20 protein-coding genes are annotated in these 21,655 nt (G+C 61.3%); 3 read left to right on the top strand and 17 right to left on the bottom strand.

Annotated features, from left to right (window positions below; all coding sequences use genetic code 11):
• Positions 1–33: 33 nt before the first annotated feature.
• Positions 34–882 (top strand): pyruvate, water dikinase regulatory protein, encoded by an 849-nt coding sequence (locus O3301_RS00755; protein WP_035818186.1) that lies wholly within the window; start codon positions 34–36, stop codon positions 880–882.
• A 35-nt stretch (positions 883–917) separates the two neighbouring features.
• Here the strand turns inward: O3301_RS00755 and O3301_RS00750 are convergent, their stop codons facing one another.
• From O3301_RS00750 to rpsB, 17 genes are all read right to left on the bottom strand, one after another.
• The gene (locus O3301_RS00750) at positions 918–2,120 is read right to left on the bottom strand and encodes an aminotransferase class V-fold PLP-dependent enzyme (RefSeq protein WP_305055193.1); all 1,203 of its coding nucleotides are present in this window, start codon (positions 2,118–2,120) and stop codon (positions 918–920) included.
• Positions 2,121–2,131: 11 nt separating this feature from the next.
• Entirely contained in the window at positions 2,132–2,917 is a 786-nt protein-coding gene (locus O3301_RS00745; protein ID WP_305055192.1) for an RNA methyltransferase, read from the bottom strand.
• Entirely contained in the window at positions 2,914–3,552 is a 639-nt protein-coding gene (gene rnhB, locus O3301_RS00740) for a ribonuclease HII (RefSeq protein WP_305055191.1), read from the bottom strand. The genes O3301_RS00745 and rnhB overlap by 4 nt, the downstream gene beginning before the upstream one ends.
• Positions 3,553–3,596: 44 nt before the next feature.
• The gene (gene lpxB, locus O3301_RS00735) at positions 3,597–4,781 is read right to left on the bottom strand and encodes a lipid-A-disaccharide synthase (protein ID WP_305055190.1); all 1,185 of its coding nucleotides are present in this window, start codon (positions 4,779–4,781) and stop codon (positions 3,597–3,599) included.
• Positions 4,765–5,556, bottom strand: a complete 792-nt coding sequence (gene lpxA, locus O3301_RS00730) for an acyl-ACP--UDP-N-acetylglucosamine O-acyltransferase (protein WP_305055189.1) — start codon at positions 5,554–5,556, stop codon at positions 4,765–4,767. Before lpxA ends, lpxB begins: the two co-directional genes overlap by 17 nt.
• Before the next feature lies 1 nt (position 5,557).
• Entirely contained in the window at positions 5,558–6,052 is a 495-nt protein-coding gene (fabZ, locus tag O3301_RS00725) for a 3-hydroxyacyl-ACP dehydratase FabZ (protein WP_071077748.1), read from the bottom strand.
• Positions 6,049–7,104: a UDP-3-O-(3-hydroxymyristoyl)glucosamine N-acyltransferase gene (gene lpxD, locus O3301_RS00720; RefSeq protein ID WP_305055188.1), complete on the bottom strand. Its 1,056-nt coding sequence runs from the start codon at positions 7,102–7,104 to the stop codon at positions 6,049–6,051. The genes fabZ and lpxD overlap by 4 nt, the downstream gene beginning before the upstream one ends.
• Positions 7,105–7,174: 70 nt before the next feature.
• Positions 7,175–7,693: an OmpH family outer membrane protein gene (locus tag O3301_RS00715; RefSeq protein ID WP_099379860.1), complete on the bottom strand. Its 519-nt coding sequence runs from the start codon at positions 7,691–7,693 to the stop codon at positions 7,175–7,177.
• A gap of 51 nt (positions 7,694–7,744) precedes the next feature.
• Entirely contained in the window at positions 7,745–10,081 is a 2,337-nt protein-coding gene (gene bamA / locus O3301_RS00710; RefSeq protein ID WP_305055187.1) for an outer membrane protein assembly factor BamA, read from the bottom strand.
• Between the two features lie 83 nt (positions 10,082–10,164).
• A complete protein-coding gene (gene rseP / locus O3301_RS00705; RefSeq protein ID WP_099664328.1) occupies positions 10,165–11,526 on the bottom strand; it encodes an RIP metalloprotease RseP in 1,362 nt (453 codons plus the stop codon).
• Positions 11,523–12,707, bottom strand: a complete 1,185-nt coding sequence (gene ispC, locus O3301_RS00700; protein WP_305055186.1) for a 1-deoxy-D-xylulose-5-phosphate reductoisomerase — start codon at positions 12,705–12,707, stop codon at positions 11,523–11,525. The genes rseP and ispC overlap by 4 nt, the downstream gene beginning before the upstream one ends.
• A gap of 8 nt (positions 12,708–12,715) precedes the next feature.
• Positions 12,716–13,549, bottom strand: a complete 834-nt coding sequence (locus O3301_RS00695; RefSeq protein WP_251349122.1) for a phosphatidate cytidylyltransferase — start codon at positions 13,547–13,549, stop codon at positions 12,716–12,718.
• Complete coding sequence (gene uppS / locus O3301_RS00690) at positions 13,549–14,316, bottom strand: polyprenyl diphosphate synthase (protein WP_099664331.1); 768 nt, start codon at positions 14,314–14,316, stop codon at positions 13,549–13,551. The genes O3301_RS00695 and uppS overlap by 1 nt, the downstream gene beginning before the upstream one ends.
• Before the next feature lie 99 nt (positions 14,317–14,415).
• Positions 14,416–14,976 carry a ribosome recycling factor gene (frr, locus tag O3301_RS00685; RefSeq protein ID WP_034784152.1) on the bottom strand — a complete coding sequence of 187 codons (561 nt, stop codon included), beginning with the start codon at positions 14,974–14,976 and terminating at the stop codon, positions 14,416–14,418.
• A gap of 174 nt (positions 14,977–15,150) precedes the next feature.
• Complete coding sequence (gene pyrH, locus O3301_RS00680; protein ID WP_034752258.1) at positions 15,151–15,867, bottom strand: UMP kinase; 717 nt, start codon at positions 15,865–15,867, stop codon at positions 15,151–15,153.
• Between the two features lie 148 nt (positions 15,868–16,015).
• Positions 16,016–16,927, bottom strand: coding sequence for a translation elongation factor Ts (tsf, locus tag O3301_RS00675; protein ID WP_034752260.1), 912 nt, complete (start codon positions 16,925–16,927; stop codon positions 16,016–16,018).
• A 158-nt stretch (positions 16,928–17,085) separates the two neighbouring features.
• Positions 17,086–17,838 (bottom strand): 30S ribosomal protein S2, encoded by a 753-nt coding sequence (gene rpsB / locus O3301_RS00670; RefSeq protein ID WP_010397614.1) that lies wholly within the window; start codon positions 17,836–17,838, stop codon positions 17,086–17,088.
• 390 nt (positions 17,839–18,228) lie between these two features.
• Between rpsB and map the strand changes: the two genes are divergently transcribed.
• Positions 18,229–19,041, top strand: coding sequence for a type I methionyl aminopeptidase (gene map / locus O3301_RS00665; RefSeq protein WP_099668116.1), 813 nt, complete (start codon positions 18,229–18,231; stop codon positions 19,039–19,041).
• A gap of 34 nt (positions 19,042–19,075) precedes the next feature.
• Positions 19,076–21,643, top strand: coding sequence for a [protein-PII] uridylyltransferase (locus O3301_RS00660; RefSeq protein WP_305055185.1), 2,568 nt, complete (start codon positions 19,076–19,078; stop codon positions 21,641–21,643).
• Positions 21,644–21,655 lie beyond the last annotated feature (12 nt).

The following is a 21,655-nucleotide window of genomic DNA, read 5'->3' as shown; positions in this document are numbered from 1 at the left end:
AATTGACGACGCACAATCTTGATCCGAAAACCCATGACACAAGAACCACGCCCTCCTCTGCCCTCCGCGGCCCGCACCGTCTTCTTCGTTTCCGACGGCACCGGCATCACCGCCGAGACGTTCGGCCACTCGGTGCTGACGCAGTTCGATCTGCGCTTCCGCCAGATCCGCCTGCCCTTCATCGATACCATGGACAAGGCCTACGAGGCGGCGCGCAAGATCAACGAAGCCTTCGCCACCGATGGGCAGCGCCCGATCATTTTCTCGACCCTGGTGAAGAACGACCTGTCGGCCGTGATCCGCAAGTCCAGCGGCATGCACATGGACCTGATCCAGACCTTTGTCGCCCCGCTGGAGCAGGAACTGGGCGTGATGTCGACCCATACCATCGGGCGCTCGCACAACATCGTCGACAGCGAGGAATACAAGAACCGCATCGAGGCGATCAACTATTCGCTGGCGCACGACGATGGCCAGTCGCACAAGAACCTGTCCTCGGCCGATGTCATTCTGGTGGGTGTTTCGCGCTCTGGCAAGACCCCGACCAGCCTGTACCTGGCCATGCAATACGGCATCAAGGCGGCCAATTATCCGCTGATCCCCGACGATTTCGAGCGCGACAAGCTGCCATCGGCCTTGCTGGAATTTAAGAATAAAATTTTCGGATTAAGCATTACGCCCGAACGTTTGTCGGAAATACGCAACGAAAGACGCGCTGGAAGCAAGTATGCGGCCATCGAAAACTGCCGTTACGAGGTCAACGAGGCGGAAAAAATGATGAAACGCGAGGGTATCCGCTGGCTGTCGTCGACCACCAAGTCGATCGAAGAGATCTCCACGACGATCCTGCAAGAGATCAAGCCGAACCGCCGCGAATACTGAGAACACCTGAGCAAACCTGCTGCGCGTCGGTTTTGTCAGGTGTCCGTTTCTCTGGACAGCACCGTCAGCGCGGCGACCAGCTGATCGAGTTCACTGGTCTGCGTCGTGATGGCCACCGTGGCGCGCACGATGTCGGTATCGCCGATATTGCGCTCCACCGTGAAGATGCCAAAGCGCTGCAGCAAGGCTTGCTGCAACTGGCGCGCGCTCATGCCGTCGACGGCAAACGCCACCAGTGCCGTGCCCCGTTTCGCATCAAGCGGCGACAACATGCGCACGCCGGGCAGTTGCGCGGAGCGGCTGACCCAGTAATCGCGCAGCCAGGCCAGGCGCTCCATCTTGGCCGGCGTACCGCCCAGGTGCGCATGAAAATCCAATGCGGCAGGCGCGGCCAGGATGGCGCCGATCGGCGGCATGCCCATGTGCAGCCGGCCGCGGATATCATCCAACGGATAATCCTCGTCGCCCAAATGCGGCTCGATCTTGTGCAGCTGCGAGGCGCGGATATACACGACACCCAGTCCCGCCGGCGCCCCCAGCCATTTGTGCAGATTGAAACCGGCGAAATCGACGCCCATGGCCTGCACGTCCACGTCGACCTGCCCCAGCGCATGGGCGCTGTCGAGCAGCACGTCGATACCATGCTCGCGCGCCAGCGCCATGATCTCCCGCACCGGCAGTTGCTGGCCGTTGGCCGGTGTCACCTGCGACAGCAGCAGCAATTTGGGCTGGACGGCCTGGCGCATGGCTTGCGCGTAACGGGCGACGATCTCGTCATCGCTGATGGGCAAGCGCAATGTGACTTGCGTGCTGGTGACGCCACGGCGCTGCGCGAGCCAGCGCATGGCCGTGCGCATGGCCGGATAGTCGAGATTACTCCACAGCACCGTATCGCCGGGCGCCAGGCCGTGGTATTGCGTGATCAGCACCTGCATGGACTCGGTGCCGCTACGGGTCAGCAGGATTTCGTGCGGTTCGGCATGGATCAGTTCCGCGACGCGCTGGCGCAGGATATCCACATGCGTGCGCGTGAATTCGCCGCGCACGAAAGGACTCAGCTGTTCATTGGTGTAGCGCACGGCCTGCTCGAAGGCCGCTTGCACGGGCGCGGCCATGGCGCCGAAATAGCCGTGTTCGAGATTGACGATGGCGTCCAGCGGCGCGGGATACAAGGCGGCCACCTGGCGCCACCAGGCTTCGTCACGTGCGGCACCGTCGGCAAGCAGGGGGAAAGACATGGCTACCCTGTTCAGGCCTGGCCCTGGCGCAGCTGCTCGAAGAAGCAGACGGCGGCGCAGGCGGCCACGTTCAGCGATTCGATCTGGCCCAGGTGGGGAATGACCACCTGGTGCGTCGCCATCGACAGCAGATCGTCGGCCACGCCCTGCCCTTCATGGCCGAACAGCCAGGCCACGGGCTGGCGCAGGTCGACGTCGTACAAGCGCTGCGTGGCATAGCCGCTGGTGGCCAGGGTCGCCACCTTCGCGCCGGAGACCAGTGCGGCCAGGTCGACGTTTTCAAAGATGTCGAGCACGAAGTGCGCGCCCATCGCCGCGCGCAGCACCTTCGGCGACCAGCAGAAAGCCGTGCCGGCGCTGCAGTACACCTGCGTGATGCCGGCGGCGGCCGCGCTGCGCAGGATGGACCCCACGTTGCCCGGGTCTTGCAGGTTATCGAGCAGCACGGCCGACACGCTCAGGGGCTGCGTGACGGCCCGTTCCGGCGTCTCGATGAGGAACATCACGCCCACGCCGTGTTCCACCTGGCTGACCGCGTTGTACAGCGCGTCGGGCAAGCCCAATACGTGCGCGCGCTGGCTTTCCAGCTGGCCGACGATGTCCGCCACTTCCGGGTTCTGCAAGGCGCTTTCGCTGACGATGCATTGTTCCGGCATGCCGCGCAGCTGCAGGTAGGACTGGCACAGGTGCACGCCATCGAGCAGGGTGCGGCCCGACTTGCGGCGCGCCTGCGAACTGCCCGCCAGCTTCAGCAAGTCCTTGTATTGCGCATTGTCGCGCGAAGTGATCGTCTTCATGCCACCACCTCCTGCGCGCCGAACAGCGCAATGACGTTGCGCACGGGCGCGAACGAACGGCGGTGCACGGGCGAGGCGCCGTGCAGGTGCAGCCGCTCCAGGTGCAGCTTGGTGCCATAGCCCTTGTGCTGGTCAAAGCAGTACTCGGGATAGGCCGCATGCAGGTGCACGAGGGCCGCGTCACGCGCCGTCTTGGCCAGGATGGAGGCGGCGGAAATCGAATCGACCTTGTCGTCGCCGCCGATAATGGCCATGCCGCGTACCGGCATCACGGGGCAGCGGTTGCCATCGATCAGGGCCAGGGTCGGCACGGTCGCCAAGGCCTCGACGGCACGGCGCATGGCCAGCATCGATGCCTGCAGGATGTTCAGGCGGTCGATTTCCTCTTCCGACGCTTCGGCAATGGCCCAGGCCAGGGCCTTGGCCTTGATCTGCGGCGCCAGCAAGTCGCGCCTGGCTTCGGTGAGCTTTTTCGAATCGCGCAAGCCGTCGATGGGCTGGTTCGGGTCGAGGATCACGGCTGCAGCAAATACGGGGCCTGCCAGCGGACCGCGACCTGCTTCGTCGACGCCGCAGATGATTTCATCGAGCGAGAATGGCAAGTCGTCAAACAGGCCGGGATAGATATTTTTCACGTTGAATCTTTGGTTGGTACTGCAGTTGAAGCGGTGATCGGGAGTTACTTGCGGTTGGCGTCGATGACTTGCATGACGGCGTTGGCGCTTTCGCGCGCGCTGTCGCGCAGCAGGCTGTGGTGCATGTCCGTGAAGCGCTGCACCAGGCGCAGGCGACCCGGCACGTCGCTCAGCTGCTGCCACATGGCCTCGGCCAGCGCTTCCGGGCTGGCCGCGTTTTGCAGCAGTTCGGGCACCAGGTAGTCGCGCGCCAGGATATTCGGCAAACCGATCCACGGCTGGTAACCCATGTGGCGCATGATTTCCCACGACGCCCGCATCATCTTGTAGGCGATGACCATGGGTTTCTTGTACAACGCTACTTCCAGCGAGGCCGTGCCGGACGCCACCAGCACCGCATCGGCGGCGCAGATGGCCGTATGCGAGCCGCCATCCGTCAGCAGTATCTCGACGTCCTGCAGGCCCGCTTCGCGGATCAGCTGCAAAAAGTACTGGCGCTGTTTTTCACCGGCCATGGGCGCGACGAAACGCAGGGAGCGGTCGCGCGCCAGCAGCAGCTTGCAGGCAGCCACGAACGCCACCGTATTGTATTTGAGCTCGCCCATGCGGCTGCCTGGCATCAGGGTCACGACGTTCGCGTCGTCCGGCAAGCCCAGGGTGCGGCGCGCGGCCGCTTCGTCGGGCTGCAAGGGGATCATTTCGGCCAGCGGATGGCCGACATAGGTGACGGGCACGCCTGCCTTGCGGTAGATCTCTTCCTCGAACGGGAAGATCACCAGCATGTGCGAGACGGCCTTGATGATTTTCTTGATGCGGCCACCGCGCCAGGCCCAGATCTGCGGCCCGATGTAGTGCACGGTGGGGATGCCGCCTTCCTTGAGCTGCTGTTCCAGCCCCAGGTTGAAGCCGGGATAGTCGGCGCCGATGAAGACGGCGGGACGCTCGGCCAGCAACTGGTCGCGCAGCGCGTTCTGGATGCCCTTGATTTCGCGGTAGCGGGGAATGATTTCGAACAGGCCCCGTACCGTCAGCTTGTCGAGCGGCCAGTCGGAAATAAAGCCCTGCTTGGCCATGTGCTCGCCGCCGATGCCGTGGAAGCGCGTGCCGGGCAGCTGCGGCACGAGGCCGGACAGCAGCCGGCTGGCCAGCAGGTCGCCCGACACCTCGCCGGCGACGATGGCGACGTTGGCGACAGCGAGGCCGCTGGCCTGGTCAGCGGACGATGCCACGCGAGGCCACGCCAAGGAATTCGCGCATGGCGCGAATGTGTTGCGCCACCTCGGGCGACGACGCCGCTTCTTCTTCGAACAGGGCTGCCTTCGATTCTTCCAGGGTCAGTCCCGAGCGGTAGATGATTTTATACGCGGTGCGGATGCCGTTGATCTGCTCGCGCGTAAAGCCGCGGCGTTTCAATCCCTCGATATTGACGCCATGCGCCTGCGCCGGATTGCCGTTCAACAGCACAAAAGGCGGCACGTCCTGCGTCAGGCTGGTGCTCATGCCGACAAAGGCGTGCGCGCCGATCTTGCAGAACTGGTGCACATTGGCGAAGCCGCTCATGATGACCCAGTCGCCGATCTCCACGTGGCCCGCCAGCTGGGCGTTGTTCGAAAAGATGGTGTTGTTGCCCACCAGGCAGTCGTGCGCCAGGTGCACGTATGCCGAAATCCAGTTGTCGTTGCCCAGGCGCGTCACGCCACCGCCCTGCACGGTACCCGTGTTGAAGGTGCAGAATTCGCGGATGGTGTTGCGGTCGCCGATTTCCAGGCGCGTCGCCTCGCCCGCCCATTTTTTATCCTGCGGCTGCGCGCCGATGGAAGAAAACTGGAACAGGTGGTTGTCGCTGCCAATCGTCGTGTGGCCGTCGATGACCACGTGCGGGCCGACCTTGGTGCCGGCGCCGATGCGCACGTGCGGACCGATGATGGTATACGGACCCACCTCGACCGAGCTGTCGAGCTCGGCCTTCGGGTCGATCACTGCCGTGGAGTGGATGGCCGCCATATTACTGCCCCGCTGGCTGGCTCGCAGACTGGCTCGCATCCTGCGCGCTGCGGATGGTGCACATCAGTTCCGCTTCCAGCGCCACCTTGCCGTCGACGGAGCCGACTGCCTTGTATTTCCAGATGCCGCGCGAGACGCGCAGGATTTCCACATCCATTTTCAGCTGGTCGCCCGGTTCGACAGGACGCTTGAAGCGCGCATTGTCGATGCCGACGAAGTACACCACCGAATTTTCGTCCGGTTTCACGCCCATCGACAGGAACGACAGCAAGGCCGCCGTTTGCGCCAGCGCTTCGATCATCAGCACGCCGGGCATGACTGGTTTGTGCGGGAAATGGCCCTGGAAGAACTCTTCGTTGACCGTCACGTTCTTGATAGCGGTGATGGTTTTGTTCGCTTCCCAGTCCAGCACGCGGTCAACCAGCAGCAGCGGATAGCGGTGCGGCAGCAGCGATTTGATGGCCAGGATGTCGAGTGTCTTTTTTTCAGTAGTCATTTTTCGTCTTGCGTGGTCAGTGTTTTAATTGTTTTTTCAAGCGCGCGGATCTTCTCGCGCATGCTTGACAGGTTGCGCACGATGGCGGCGCTCTTTTCCCAGTCGGCGTTCTTGGCCAGCGGATAAAAACCCGTGTACTGGCCCGGCTCCGCGATCGAACGCGAGACCATGCTGCCCGAGCCCACGTGGACGCGGTCGGCAATGGTCAGGTGACCCAGCACCATGGCGGCGCCGCCAAAGGTGCAGTACTTGCCGATGATGGCGCTGCCAGCCACGCCGACGCAGCCGGCCATGGCCGTGTGTGCGCCGATATGGCAGTTGTGGCCGATCTGGATCTGGTTATCGAGCTTGACGCCATCTTCGATGATGGTGTCGGCCAGTGCGCCGCGGTCGATGGTGGTGTTGGCGCCGATATCGACATCGTCACCGACCACCACCCTGCCCGTCTGCGGAATCTTGATATACACGCCGCCTTCGTTGGCGAAGCCGAATCCGTCGGTGCCGATCACGGCGCCCGAATGGATGATGCCGCGCTGGCCGATCACGCAGCGCGCATGGAAGGTCACGTTGGCCAGCAGTTGCGTGCCTGCGCCGATGACGGCGTCGCGCCCCACCACGCAGCCAGGCCCGATGACGCAGCCGGCACCGATCACGGCGCCCGCTTCGATCACCGCATGCACGCCGACGGAGGCGCTGGCGTCAACCTGCGCGCTGGCGTCGACAAAGGCGCCCGGGTGGATGCCGACCGGGGCCTTGATCTCGTGCAAGGCGGCGAAATACTGCGCCGCACGCGCGAAATACACATAGGGATTCGGTGTGACGATGCGCGCGCCCGCGTACTCGTCGCCGATCAGCGCGTCGTCGGCCGGCGTGAGGATCAGCGCGGCAGCGCCGCTGCTGGCCGCCTGTGCGCGGAATTTGCTATTGCTGAGAAAGCTGATGTGCGAAGCGCCGGCGTCGGCCAGCGGTGCGATACCTGTGACTTCCAGGTTGGGATCGCCCGCCAATTGCCCGCCGAAGCGTTCGACCAATTCTCCTAGTCGAGTGCCCATCTGATTACCTTTATAAATACGCCTGCCAGTGCACGCAGAGCATGCACTGGCAGGCTTGAAACCGTTTCGATTACTTGTCCAGCGCCTTCAAGACCTTGTCGGTGATGTCGATGCGCGGGCTGGCCCACAGGGCTTCCTGCAGCACGATGTCATATCCTTCGATATGCGCCATCTGCTGGATGATGGTGTTGGCTTTTTCCGCGATGGCGCTGCGCTCTTCGTTCGTGCGCTGGCTCAGGTCTTCGCGGAACTCGCGCTGGCGACGTTGCAGCTCCTTGTCCAGCTCGAAAAACTCGCGCTGGCGCTTGGCGCGCTCCGCCTCGCTCAGGGTCGGCATGTCCTTTTCCAGGGCTTCGTTGGCGACCTTGAAGCGGCTGGCCAGTTCCTGCACGGCTTTTTCACGCGAGCGGAACTCTTCGGCCAGCTTGGCGCTGGCCAGCTTGGCCAGCCTCGATTCGTTATAAATACGTTCGCTGCTGATCCAGGCGATCTTCGACTCCTGAGCCTGCGCCTGCACCGGCAACAGCGAACTCCAGCACAATGCAATCATGGCAAGGGACTTGGGCAGGGTGGCGGATGCGGTGTTCATGATACTCCATGGTCAAAAAGTAAAAGCTGTCGCCCCGTTTCAGATGGCCGGTTAGAAACCGGTGCCCATCTGGAACTGGAAGCGCTCCAGGCGGTCCGTCGGCTTGGCGTTCAGCGGCTTGGCATAGCTCAGCTTGAGCGGGCCCACCGGTGAAATCCAGCTGATGCCCAAGCCAGCAGAATAGCGCAATTGCGAGATCCGCATTTTTTCGCCTTCCTGATAGACCTGGCCGCCGTCAAGGAAACCGAACCAGCGCAGACTGCGGTCATTGCCCGAACCGGGGAATGGCATCTGCAGTTCCGCGTTACCGATCAGGCGCGAAGCGCCGCCCAATGCATCGTTGGTGCTCGGTTCAACCGCGCCCAGCGAAGAACTCAGGTAGCCGCGCACCGAACCGATACCGCCGCCGTAGAAGTTCTTGAAGACGGGGTACACGTGATTGCCGATACCGTGGCCGTAATCGATCTCGCCCTTCAGCGCCAGGGTGACCTTGCTGAACAGCGGACGGAAATACTGGTGCTCGTAGATGGCACGGAAGTATTTCTGGTCGCCGATCAGGTCAGCCTCCAAGTTGATGCGCTGGTAGCGGCCGATCGATGGCGTCAGGGCGCTGTCGCGGCTGTCGCGCTGCCATGCCGCCGTCAGCGGGATGGAATTCGTGGTAGCCGAACCGATACCGTCCGACGGGCCGCCATTGTCGATCACGTACTGCTTGAAGCGGACCGGGCTGGTGACGTCGGTTTCGATGCGCGAGCGCTCGGCGCCGATACCGAAGAAGACGGTGTCGACTTCGGAGAACGGCACGCCGAAACTGACGCGGCCACCGGTTTGCTTGATCTTGTAGCTGCCGATGTTCAGCGCTGGCGGTTCCGTCGTCCGCAGGTAGACTTCAAAGCTGCGCGAAATGCCGTCGTCCGTGAAGTACGGATTGGTTTGCGAAAACGCAATCGTGCGGCTGTAATGGCTGGTATTGAGTTCAATGCCGACCGTGTTGCCGCTACCGGCAAAGTTGGCCTGCGAAATCGACGCCGACAGGGTGAATTTTTCCGACTGCGAGAAAGCGCCGCCGATCAGGAAGTTACCCGTTGGTTTTTCCACCACCGTCACGTTGACGTCGACCTGGTCGGTCGTGCCCTGCGCTTCCGGCGTGTCGATGGTCACGTCCTTGAAGTAGCCCAGACGGTCGACACGGTCGCGCGACAGCTTGATCTTGTTGCTGTCATACCAGGACGATTCGAACTGGCGGAATTCGCGGCGGATGACTTCATCGCGCGTGGTGGTATTGCCGGCGATATTCATGTGGCGCACGTAGACGCGCTTGCCCGGATCGATGAAGAAAGTGAAACCGACTTCATGCTTTTCACGGTTGATTTCCGGATTGGCGTTGACGTTGGCAAACGCGTAGCCGAACGTGGCCAGGCGGTCCTGGATGCGCTTGTTCGTCGCCGTCAGGCGCGCGCCCGAATAGATTTCGCCTTCGCGCATCAGGTTCAGGGCTTTCAGCTCTTCTTCGCGGCCAAACATCTCGCCTTCGAACTTGGTGCCGGCGATCTTGTACTTTTCACCTTCGGTGATATTGATCGTCAGGTAAATGTCTTTTTTATCGGGCGTGATCGACACTTGCGTCGAGTCGACCTGCATCTCGATATAGCCGCGGTCCAGGTAGTAGGACTTGAGCGACTCGATGTCGCCCGTCAGCTTGGTCTTCGAATATTGATCGGCCTTGGTGTACCAGCTGAACCAGCCGCCCGTGTTCAGGGCCAGCTGCTCGCGCAGTTCCTTGTCGGTGAAGGCCTTGTTGCCAACGATGTTGATCTGCTTGATGCGGGCCACGTCGCCCTCGTCGACGGCGAACACCACGTTGACGCGGTTGCGCTCGATCGGCGTGACGGTGGTGGTGATCTTCACGCCGTACAGGCCATGCGACAGGTACTGGCGCTTGAGTTCCTGTTCCGCGCGGTCAACGGATGCCTTGTCGAAAATCTTGGCTTCGCCCACGCCGATTTCCTTCAATGCCTTGACCAGCACATCCTTTTCAAATTCCTTGGTACCCGTAAATGCCACGGAAGCGATGGCCGGACGTTCCTCGACCAGCACCACCAGCACGTCGCCCTCGGCTTCCAGGCGCACATCCTTGAACATGCCCGTCGCATACAGGGCCTTGATGGCGGCAACGCTCTTCTCGTCGGAGAACGTTTCGCCGACCCGCACCGGCAGGTAGGCAAAGACGGTGCCCGCTTCGGTACGCTGGATCCCTTCGACCCGGATGTCCTTGACAGTAAATGGCTGGACGGCCAGCGCGTGGCCGGAACAGATGGCCATGACGGCGGCGCCGATCAGGCTGCGACGAAAGGAAGGCAAGGCAAAACGAGCAGAATGTAATTTCATTGGGGTTATTCAATGGGTAAATCAATGGACAACATACACAAAAGATTGCTTGTGCGACTCACGCAATGGCATCAACCACCGCCCTAATTCAGCAATCGCAACACGTCATTAAAGACGGCAAGCACCATCAAGGTCAGCAACAAACCGATCCCCAGGCGCTGGGCAATCTCGCCTACGCGCTCCGGCAAGGGGCGTCCGGTCAAAACTTCCAGCGAATAATACAGCAAATGCCCGCCATCCAGAACAGGAATGGGTAGCAAATTCATCACGCCCAGACTGATACTGATGAAGGCAATGAAGCTCAGGTAGCTTACCAGGCCGATGCGCGCCGTCTGGCCAGCGTAATCGGCGATGGTAATGGGACCCGTCACATTCTTCAGCGAGACCTGGCCGGTGATCATTTTGCCCAGCATTTTCAGGCTCATGACACTGGTATCCCAGACCTTGGCGGACGCCTTGCCCACGGCGGAGAACGGTCCGGAGGCCACGGTGATCATATCCGGCACCTGTCCCAGCTTTGCCTGTATCTTACCAACTGTTACAGCTCCCTCTGCCCCGGCGCCCGGCACGGCGTCCGGCGTAATGGACAGGGTCAGATCCTGACCCTGGCGCAAGAGCTGCAATTGCAAGGTCCGGCCCGGCGCCTGGCTCAGGGTGGCGATGACGGCCGCCACGTCGTGCACGGGCTGTTCGTCGATGGCCAGGATCTGGTCGTTTTTCTGCAGGCCGGCGCGCGCGGCGGCGCCATCGGGCATGATTTCCATCAAGGTGGGCGCGGAACGGGCCAGGGTCAGGCCCAGCTTGCCCAGCACGTCGCCTTCCAGGTCCGCTTCCGTCAGGCTGGCCGTCGGCAAGGTCGCTTCCTGCTGGCCACGGTCGGGACGGCGCACTTCGATGCGCGCCGGCTGCTTGTCGAGGGTGGCCTGGATCAGTTCCCAGCGCAGCTCGGACCAGCTGGCCACGGCCTTGCCATTCACCGCTTCGACCGTATCGCCGCTGCGCAAGCCGGCCGCATAGGCGGCGGTCTGCTCGGCCACGGGACCGAGCTTGCTCGACGGCTCTTCGATGCCATGCATGAACAGGCCCGCGTACAGCACGATGGCGACGAGGAAATTGGCCAGCGGGCCGGCGGCCACGATGGCGATGCGGCGCCACACGCTCTGGCGCGTGAATTCGCGGCGCAATTCGCTTTCCGGCAAGTCGCTGAGGTCTTGCGCGCGGCTGTCGAGCATGCTGACATAGCCGCCCAGCGGCAGCGCGGAAATCGCCCATTCCGTCTGGTCCTTGCCAAACTTGCGCGAATACACCACTTTTCCCATGCCGATCGAGAAACGCAGCACTTTTACGCCGCACCAGCGCGCCACCAGGTAGTGGCCCAGCTCGTGCAGGGTGATCAGCGAGCCCAGCGCAACGATGAACGCCAGCAAGGTGGTAATCAGGGTCATGCGGCCAGCCTGTGGGCGATGTACGCGTGCGCGGCCGCTCTGGCGAGGCGGTCCTGCTCCATCACGGCCTCGATGCTGGAGGCGGCGCCGTGCGGCACCGTCTCGATCACGTGCGCGATGACGCGGTCGATCTGGCGGAAGCCGATCTGTTCATCGAGGAAGGCTTGCACGGCCACTTCATTGGCCGCGTTCAGCAAGGCCGGCGCCGTGCCGCCCGCGCGCAGGGCGTCGAAGGCCAGCGCCAGGCAGGGGAAGCGGCGGAAATCGGGACGTTCGAACTGCAAGGTGGCCACTTGCGCCAAGTCAAGCTGCGCCACGCCAGAGTTGATACGCTGTGGATACGCCAGCGCATGCGCGATTGGCGTGCGCATGTCCGGATTGCCCAGCTGGGCCAGCACGGAACCGTCGATGTACGAGACCATCGAATGGATCACGCTTTGCGGGTGGATCAGTACTTCGATCTGCTCCGCCGGCGCGCCGAACAGCCAGTGCGCCTCGATCACTTCCAGGCCCTTGTTCATCATGGTGGCCGAATCGACGGAAATCTTGCGCCCCATGGCCCAGGTCGGATGCTTGCAAGCCTGGTCCGGCGTGACCGTGTCGAGCGTCTCGACGTCGCGCGTGAGGAAGGGGCCGCCTGACGCCGTCAGCACGATTTTCGCCACGCCCGCGGCGCCCGGCGCGCGGCCATGGGCATGCGGCATGCATTGGAAGATGGCGTTATGTTCGCTGTCGATCGGCAGCAGTACGGCGCCGTTGTCATGCACGGCATCGATGAACAGCTGGCCGGACATGACCAGCGCTTCCTTGTTGGCCAGCAATACTTTCTTGCCAGCACGGGCCGCCGCCAGGGTCGGCGCCAGGCCGGCCGCGCCGACGATGGCCGCCATCACGCCCGTCACTTGCGGCGCGCTGGCGATGGCGCACAGGGCCTCCACGCCATACTCGACTTGCGTATCGACGCCCTGCCCGCGCAGCAAACGCGTCAGCTCAAGGGCGGAGTCAGCCGTGCCGACGACGGCGCGCTGGGGACGGAATTGCAGGCACTGGGCGGCCAGTTCGGCCACACGGCTGTGCGCGCTCAACGCGTACACGCTGTATTGCTCCGGGTGACGCGCGAGCACGTCCAGGGTGGACACGCCGATCGAACCGGTCGCGCCAAGGATGGTGATGTATTGCATGAGTTTCCTTAAAGCCAGCTGGCCACGAGGGCGGCAAATGGCAGGACCGGGATCAACGCGTCGATACGGTCGAGTACACCGCCATGGCCGGGCAGCAGGTTGCTGCTGTCCTTGATGCCGGCGCGGCGCTTCAATTGGGATTCGAACAGGTCGCCGACGATGCTGGCGGCGACGATCAGCAGCAGCACCAGCAAGGCCACCAGCCAGCCGCGGCGCAATTGCAGCTGCACGGCAAAGGTGTCTTGCAAGACCGGCAGCGCTGGCGCGGCGAAAATCGTGATGGCGGCGATGACGAGCACGGCAATGCCGCCGCCGATGGCGCCTTCCCAGGATTTACCAGGAGAAATACTTGGCGCCAGCTTGCGCTTGCCGAAAGCCTTGCCCGAGAAATACGCGCCGATATCGGCGATCCACACGAGGGCCATCACGGACAGCAGGTACAAAGGGCTATGCAGGAACAGGGCGATGATGGCGACGAAGCAGCCGACGATGGTCACCGGATACACCAGGCTGAGCAAGGTATTGCCCAGGCCTTCGGTGGGCGGCAAGCCCGTCGCCAGCGAAGGCACGAAGCGGATCAGCCAGATGGCCACGCACAGGGCGAACCAGAAATTGAGCTGCGCCATGCCGTTGCCGACAAAAAACGTATAAGCGAAGGCGGCAGTCCAGATGGCGGCAATCAGGAGCGCCTGACGATTTTTGAAAATGCGGAAGCTTTCCCAGATGGCGGCGCCGAAGAACGCCGTGGCGATCACGGCGAAGGCGGGGAAGTAATTCAGATACAGAACCGGCAGCAAGACCGCCAACAAGACCAGGGCGGTGATTATCCGTGTTTTCAGCATCAGTTTGTCTTTTCAGTTAATTGCGCGCTGGTACGGCCAAAGCGCCGTTCGCGCTGCTGGTAAGACGCGATTGCCGCGTCGAGGCACTCGTCATTGAAGTCGGGCCAGAAAGTCTCGGTGAAAAACAACTCAGTGTACGCCAGTTGCCACAGGAGGAAATTGGAAATGCGCTGCTCGCCGCCCGTGCGGATGAACAGGTCGGGCTCGGGCGCGTAAGCCATGGCCAGGTGCGGCGCCAGTTGCTCTTCCGTGTAGGCGTGCCCGGCGCTCTGGCCGTTGGCTGCCGCCTCGGCCGTCATTTTGTTGACTGCCTGCATGATATCCCAGCGGCCGCCGTAATTGGCGCAGATGGACACCGTCAGGCGCGTGTTGTTCGCCGTCTTGCGTTCCGCATTGGCGATCAGGGTTTGCAACTGCTCATTGAAGCGCGACAGGTCGCCCACGACCTTCAGACGGATATCATTGGCGTGCATCTTGACCACTTCGCGTTCCAGCATGGTAACGAACAGGCGCATCAGCATCGACACCTCTTCTTCCGGGCGGCGCCAGTTTTCCGAACTGAAGGCAAACAGGGTCAGGTACTCGACACCGCGATCGAGGCAAGTCTCGACGATGCCGCGCACGGCGTCGGCGCCCTTGACGTGGCCAGCCACGCGGGGCAGGAAGCGCTTGGTTGCCCAGCGGCCATTGCCATCCATAATGATTGCCACATGGCGCGGCACCGTGCCCACCTCAGGTACTGCCGTTGTCGAACTCGAATAGATCATGAAAACACGAATACCAAAAATAAAAGATAGCTATTATGCGCCAAATAGCACTGCCCGGAAAAGCCATGCTTTTCCGGGCAGCGTCAAAAGAACTGAAAACTAGACCGTCAGCACTTCTTTTTCTTTGTCGACCACCATCTTGTCGATGTCGGCAATAAACTTGTCCGTCAGCTTCTGCACTTCTTCCGACGAGCGGCGCTCATCGTCCTCGGAGCAGGCTTTTTCCTTGACCAGTTTCTTCAGCGACTCGTTCGCATCGCGGCGAATGTTACGCACGGCAATCTTCGCGTCTTCCGCTTCGCTCTTGACCAACTTGACCATTTCCTTGCGGCGCTCTTCCGTCAGCGGCGGCGTCGGAACGCGGATCAGGTCGCCCTGTGCCGACGGGTTCAAACCCAGGTCGGCGTCGCGGATGGCTTTTTCGATGGTGTTGGCCATCTTCTTTTCGTATGGCTGCACACCGATGGTGCGCGCGTCGATCAGGGTCACGTTGGCGACCTGGGTCAGCGCCGTCGGCGAACCGTAGTAATCGACCATCACGTGGTCCAGGATACCCGTATGGGCGCGGCCGGTACGCACTTTGGCCAGGTCGGCCCGCAGTGTTTCCAGCGACTTCGTCATGCGTTCCTGGGTGTTCTTTTTAACGTCAGCTAAGGACATGCTGCTCTCCAATCTTGATAACAATGAATATTCTACTTTGCCGGATTCAGCAAACAAACCCGCGCAGTCGGGAGTGCCGAAAACCGGTCAGGGCAAGGCGCAGCGCCGAAGACAGTACTGTACGGCGAGGCGCTGCAACGCAGCCATGAACGGTTTCTCGGCGCTCCGCTTCCCTTATACGTGAACCAGCGTGCCTTCATCTTCACCCATGATGACGCGCATCAGCGCGCCCGGCTTGGTGATCGAAAACACTTTGATTGGCAGTTTCTGGTCGCGGCACAGGGCGAATGCGGTGGCATCCATCACTTGCAGGTGCTTGGCGATGGCGTCGTCGAACGTAATCGTGTGGAACAGGGTGGCGTTCGGATCCTTCTTCGGATCGGCCGTGTAGACGCCGTCGACCTTGGTGGCCTTCAGGACGATCTCGGCGCTGATCTCGGAACCGCGCAGGGCGGCTGCCGTGTCGGTGGTGAAGAACGGATTGCCGGTACCGGCGGCGAAGACGACCACTTTACCTTCTTCCAGGTATTGCAGGGCTTTCGGGCGGACGTACGGCTCGACCACTTGCTCGATGCCGATGGCCGACATGACGCGCGCGGTGATGCCGACGTGGCGCATGGCATCGGCCAGGGCCAGGGCGTTCATCACCGTGGCAAGCATGCCCATGTAGTCGGCGGTGGCGCGGTCCATGCCTTGCGCACCAGGCGCGACGCCGCGGAAGATATTGCCGCCGCCAATCACGATTGCCAGTTCCACACCCAACTTTGCCACCTCGGCCACATCGGCCACCATGCGCTCGATCGTGGCGCGGTTGATGCCGTAGGGATCATCACCCATCAGGGCTTCGCCGGACAACTTGAGGAGGACGCGCTTGTAGGCTGGTTTTGACATGAGCTGGGGCTCCATAAATGAGGTTATTCGAGTATGACATGGCGCAGCGCCTTGCAGCGCCGGATAGGCGGGAGGAAGCTGCCCATGCCGCCGCCCGGCACGACAGGTGCGGGCGGGCCAAAAAAACGGGCCTCTCGGCCCGCTTTACTTACGCTCCCTGGGAGGCAGCCATCTGTGCTGCGACTTCTGCTGCGAAGTCGTCTTGCTTCTTCTCGATGCCCTCGCCCACTACGTACATGGCGAAACCTTTGACGCTGGTGTTAGCCGCCTTCAGCATTTGCTCAACCGACAGCTTGTCGTTTTTCACGAAAGCTTGGTTCAGCAGGGAAACTTCTTTCAAGAACTTCTGTACGGAACCTTCCAGGCGCTTGGCCAGGATTTCCGGCGATTGCGCTGGCTTGCCTTCGGCGGCCGCTTTGGCTGCGTCTTCTTCGGCTTTCAGTTGTGCAACCGAACGCTCTTTTTCGATCAGTTCCGCAGGAACTTCGTTCGACGACAGCGACACTGGCTTCATGGCAGCGATGTGCATGGCCACGTCTTTGCCGACTTGCTCATCGGCGCCGTCGAATTCGACGATCACGCCGATGCGCGAACCGTGCAGGTACGAAGCCAGCTTGGCACTGGTTTCGAAACGCTGGAAGCGGCGGATGGTCATGTTTTCGCCGATTTTGCCGATCAGGGCAGCGCGCACGTCTTCCAGGGTCTTGCCATCGAGTGGCAGGGCCAGCAGGGCAGCGACGTCAGCCGGGTTGTGTTCCGCTACCAGACGGGCAGCGTTGTTGGCCAGTGCCAGGAAATCGTCGTTTTTCGCAACAAAGTCGGTTTCCGAGTTCACTTCGACCAGGGCGCCTACGCCATTGGCGATGTAAGTTGCCACGACGCCTTCAGCGGTAATGCGTGCCGATGCTTTCGATGCCTTGCCGCCCAGTTTGACGCGCAGGATCTCTTCCGCACGCGCCATGTCGCCTTCGGCTTCGGTCAGTGCTTTTTTGCATTCCATCATTGGTGCGTCGGTTTTGCCGCGCAATTCGCCTACCATCGCTGCTGTAATCGCTGCCATGTGTTTCTCCTGATTCGGTGAGTCGATAGTCGCGGCCGGGCATGCATGCCTCGCCAGCGGTCACTATCGTTTTTTTGTTAAAAAAAAGGGGGAGCTGCTGCCACCCCTTTTCCCTTACTGCTGTGCTTACAAACGGCTATCCTGCGATAGCCTGGCCATTAAGCCTGTTCGTTTACTTCGACGAATTCGTCGCCAGCGGCTGCTTTAACCATTTCAACAACTTCGTTACCGGCAGCTGCACGGCCTTCGATGATTGCATCAGCAACACCGCGAGCGTACAACATGATGGCTTTCGAGGAGTCATCGTTACCTGGGATCACGAAGTTCACGCCTTCTGGGGAGTGGTTGGTATCGACAACGCCGATGACCGGGATACCCAGTTTAGCTGCTTCGGTGATCGCACCTTTGTGGTAGCCGACGTCGACGACGAAGATTGCGTCAGGAATGCCGCCCATGTCCTTGATGCCGCCGATCGATTTTTGCAGCTTGATCATTTCGCGGGAGAACATCAGCGCTTCTTTTTTCGACAGCTTCTCGATCGAACCGTCTTCGATCATCACTTCCATGTCTTTCAGACGCTTGATCGAGGTTTTGATCGTTTTGAAGTTGGTCAGCATGCCGCCCAACCAACGTTGATCAACGAAAGGCACGCCAGCGCGTTGTGCTTCAGCAGCGATGATTTCGCGAGCTTGACGCTTGGTGCCAACCATCAGGATGGTGCCACGGTTTGCAGCCAGTTGACGCACGTGCTTCATTGCGTCCTGGTACATCGCCATGGTTTTTTCCAGGTTGATGATGTGGATCTTGTTGCGATGGCCGAAGATGAACGGTGCCATTTTTGGATTCCAAAAACGGGTTTGGTGACCAAAGTGGACACCGGCTTCCAGCATTTCGCGCATTGTTACGGACATTATTAACTCCAGGGTTGGGTCTGGAATCCGATCAGTCACCATACAGGCACCCTTGTCGACCGGATTCGCGTGTTTATATAAATTAAAGACACTGTTTTACTACATTGCTTAAAAGAGAATTCAAGCAACCTGGGATTCTACACCGAAATGCCCATTTCATCAAGTCCACGGCGCAAATCGCGCGCGCAGCGACGGCAAGCGTTGCACCACGCTGGTGCAACGCGTATCCGCCATGGCCATTCCCGCAAAAAACGCCTGCTCGCCCTAGGATGGAGGCGGCGGATACAGGGCGCCTCGTTTATAATTTCGACATATTTGCAGACTTTTCCTCCTACGCTGAGATTCGTCTGTGCTTTTCACCCGAACAACTTGCAGATTGCGAATTACATCATGTCCACCATCCGTATCAATACCGCCGCCGACATCGAAGGCATGCGCGTTGCCGGCAAACTCGGCGCCGAAGTGCTCGACTACATCACTCCCTTCGTCAAGGTCGGCGTCACGACCGGCGAACTGGACCGCCTGTGCCACGAATACATGGTCAACGTGCAAGGCACCATCCCTGCCCCGCTGAACTATTGCCCGCCCGGCTACACGCCCTACCCGAAAGCCATCTGCACTTCCGTCAACGACGTCATCTGCCATGGCATCCCCGGCGACAAGGTCTTGAAAAGCGGCGACTCCGTCAACCTCGACATCACCGTCATCAAGGATGGCTACCACGGCGACAACAGCCGCATGTTCCTCGTCGGCACGCCGACCATCCTGGCCAAGCGCCTGTCGGAAATCACCTATGAATGCATGTGGCTGGGCATAGCCCAGATCAAGCCCGGTGCCCACCTGGGCGATATCGGCCACGCCATCCAGCAGCACGCGGAAAAGGCCGGCTACAGCGTGGTGCGCGAATTCTGCGGCCACGGCATCGGCAAGGTCTTCCATGAAGAACCGCAAGTGTTGCATTACGGCAAACCAGGCACCCTGGAACGCCTGGAAGCGGGCATGATTTTCACCGTCGAACCGATGATCAACTCGGGCCGCCGCGAAATCCGAGAAATGAACGATGGCTGGACCATCAAAACCAAGGACCGCAGCCTGTCGGCGCAATGGGAACACACGGTGCTGGTGACGGAAACGGGCTATGAAGTGCTGACCGTCTCGCCCGGCATGCCGCCGCCACCGGCCTTGATCCTGAACAAAGCCTGATTCTCCACCCCACGCACCGCCACCCAGGGCCCAGATGAAAAAGCAAGTTCGGGAACAGCTGAAACAGCAACTGAAAGCCGACCGCCAAGTCGTCATTGCGGCCTTCCAGGCCGACGGCAAGCCTGAAAAACTGCTGCGCAGCCTGCGCCACAGCGTCGACGGCGTACTGGCGCGCGCCTGGCAGGAAGCGGGCTTGCCGCCAGGCACTTCCCTGGTGGGCGTGGGCGGCTATGGCCGCGGCGAACTGTTTCCGTATTCCGACGTCGACCTGCTGATCCTGCTGCAACAACCGCCCGATGGGGCCACGCAGGAAAAGCTCGAGGAACTGGTGCAGCTGCTGTGGGACCTGGGCCTGGAAATCGGCCACAGCATCCGCACGGTCGATGAATGCCTGGTCGAATCGAAGGCCGACATCACCGTGCAAACGAGCTTGCTCGAAGCGCGCCTCGTGTGCGGCAACGCGGACTTGTTCGCGCAATTGCAGCAACGCTATGACGCGGCCATGGACCCGCAGGCGTTTTTCCACGCGAAAACGGCGGAAATGCGCCAGCGCCATGCCAAATATGAAGACACGGCCTTCAGCCTGGAGCCGAATTGCAAGGAAAGCCCGGGCGGCTTGCGCGACTTGCAAGTTATCCTGTGGGTAGCCAAGGCGGCCGGCTTGGCGAACTCGTGGCGCACCCTGGCCACGGGCGGCCTGATCACCCTGACGGAAGCGCGCCAGCTGATGGAGAAGGAGCGCGCCTTCAAGGATATCCGCGTGCGCCTGCACCTGCATGCGGGGCGGCGCGAAGACCGCCTCGTGTTCGACGTGCAGACGGCGATCGCCGAATCGCTGGGCTTACAGGCGACGGGCAGCGGGCCGCACATGCGCCGCGCCAGCGAATTCCTCATGCAGCGCTACTACTGGGCCGCCAAGACGGTGACCCAGCTCAACACGATCTTGCTGCAAAACATCGAAGCGCGATTGTTTCCACAAGACAATGTGGCCGTGCCCATCAACGCACGCTTCAATGAAGTCAATAGCCTGATCGACATCAGCGCCGACGATACCTTCGAACAATACCCATCGGCCATGCTGGAAGTCTTCGTGCTGATGACGGAACGCCCCGCCCTGAAGGGCATGACCTCGCGCGCCACGCGGGCCCTGTGGCACGCGCGCTTCAAGATCGATGCCGCCTTCCGCCAGGACCCCGTCAACCGCGCCCTCTTCCTGCGCATCATGCAAGCGCCGGTCGGCATCATCCATGCGCTGCGGCGCATGAACGAGATGAGCATCCTGGGACGCTACCTGCCGAATTTCCGCCGCATCGTGGGCCAGATGCAGCACGACCTGTTCCACGTGTACACGGTCGACCAGCATATTTTGATGGTGGTGCGCAACATGCGCCGCTTCACCATGAGCGAACACGCGCACGAATACCCGTTCTGCAGTCAGCTGATGGCCGATTTCTCGCAATCGTGGCTGCTGTACGTGGCGGCCCTGTTCCACGACATCGCCAAGGGCCGCGGCGGCGACCATTCGAAGCTGGGCGTGGCCGACGCCACCCAGTTCTGCCAGGAGCACGGCCTGTCGGAAGAAGACACGGAACTGGTGGCTTTCTTGGTGGAAAATCACCTGACCATGTCGCAAGTGGCGCAAAAGCAGGATTTGTCCGATCCCGACGTCATCGCCGCCTTTGCAAAGGTGGTCAAGGACGAGCGCCACCTGACGGGCCTGTACCTGCTGACGGTGGCCGACATCCGCGGCACCAGCCCGAAAGTGTGGAATGCCTGGAAGGGCAAGCTGCTGGAAGACCTGTACAAGATCACCTTGCGCGTGCTGGGCGGCGAGCCGCACACGGCCGACCGCGAACTGAAAAACCGCCAGCAGGAAGCGCTGGCCACCCTGCGCCTGTACGGCTTGCCGCCGGACGCCCATCTGAAACTGTGGCAGCAGCTGGACGTGGCGTATTTTCTGCGCCACGACGCGTCCGACATCGCCTGGCAGACGCGCTCGCTGTATGACAAGCTCGACAGCAAGTTGCCGGTGGTAAAATGCCGGCTGGCGCCCATCGGCGAAGGCTTGCAGGTGGCCGTGTACATTCCCGACCAGCCCGACCTGTTCGCGCGCATCTGCAGCTATTTCGACCGCAAGAACTTCAGCATTCTCGACGCGAAGATCCACACGACCAAGAATGGCTATGCGCTCGACACGTTCCTTGTCACGGAACAAAATTTCGCCAAGAGCTACCGCGACATCATCAGCCTGATCGAGCATGAGCTGGGCGAGCTGCTGCAGTCGCAAACGCCGCTGCCGCCGCCGGGCAAGGGACGGCTGTCGCGCCTGTCGCGCACCTTCCCCTTCCAGCCGACCGTGGATTTGCGGCCCGATGAAAAGGGCCAATACTATTTGCTGTCGGTGGCGGCCAACGACCGCACGGGGCTGCTGTATGCGATCGCCAACGTGCTGACCAAGTACCGCATCAACTTGCACACGGCCAAGATCATGACCCTGGGCGAGCGGGTCGAAGACGTTTTCCTCGTCGACGGTCCCGCGCTCAACAATGCCCGCAACCAGATATTGCTGGAAACCGATTTACTCGATGCGCTGAAAGTGTAGACTTTCCGCGCA

Source organism: Janthinobacterium sp. SUN211 (genome assembly GCF_030587315.1).
Taxonomy (GTDB): Bacteria; Pseudomonadota; Gammaproteobacteria; order Burkholderiales; family Burkholderiaceae_D; genus Janthinobacterium; species Janthinobacterium kumbetense.
The sequence above is the reverse complement of the archived record's forward strand: the minus strand, read 5'-3'. Positions and strand labels throughout refer to the sequence as shown.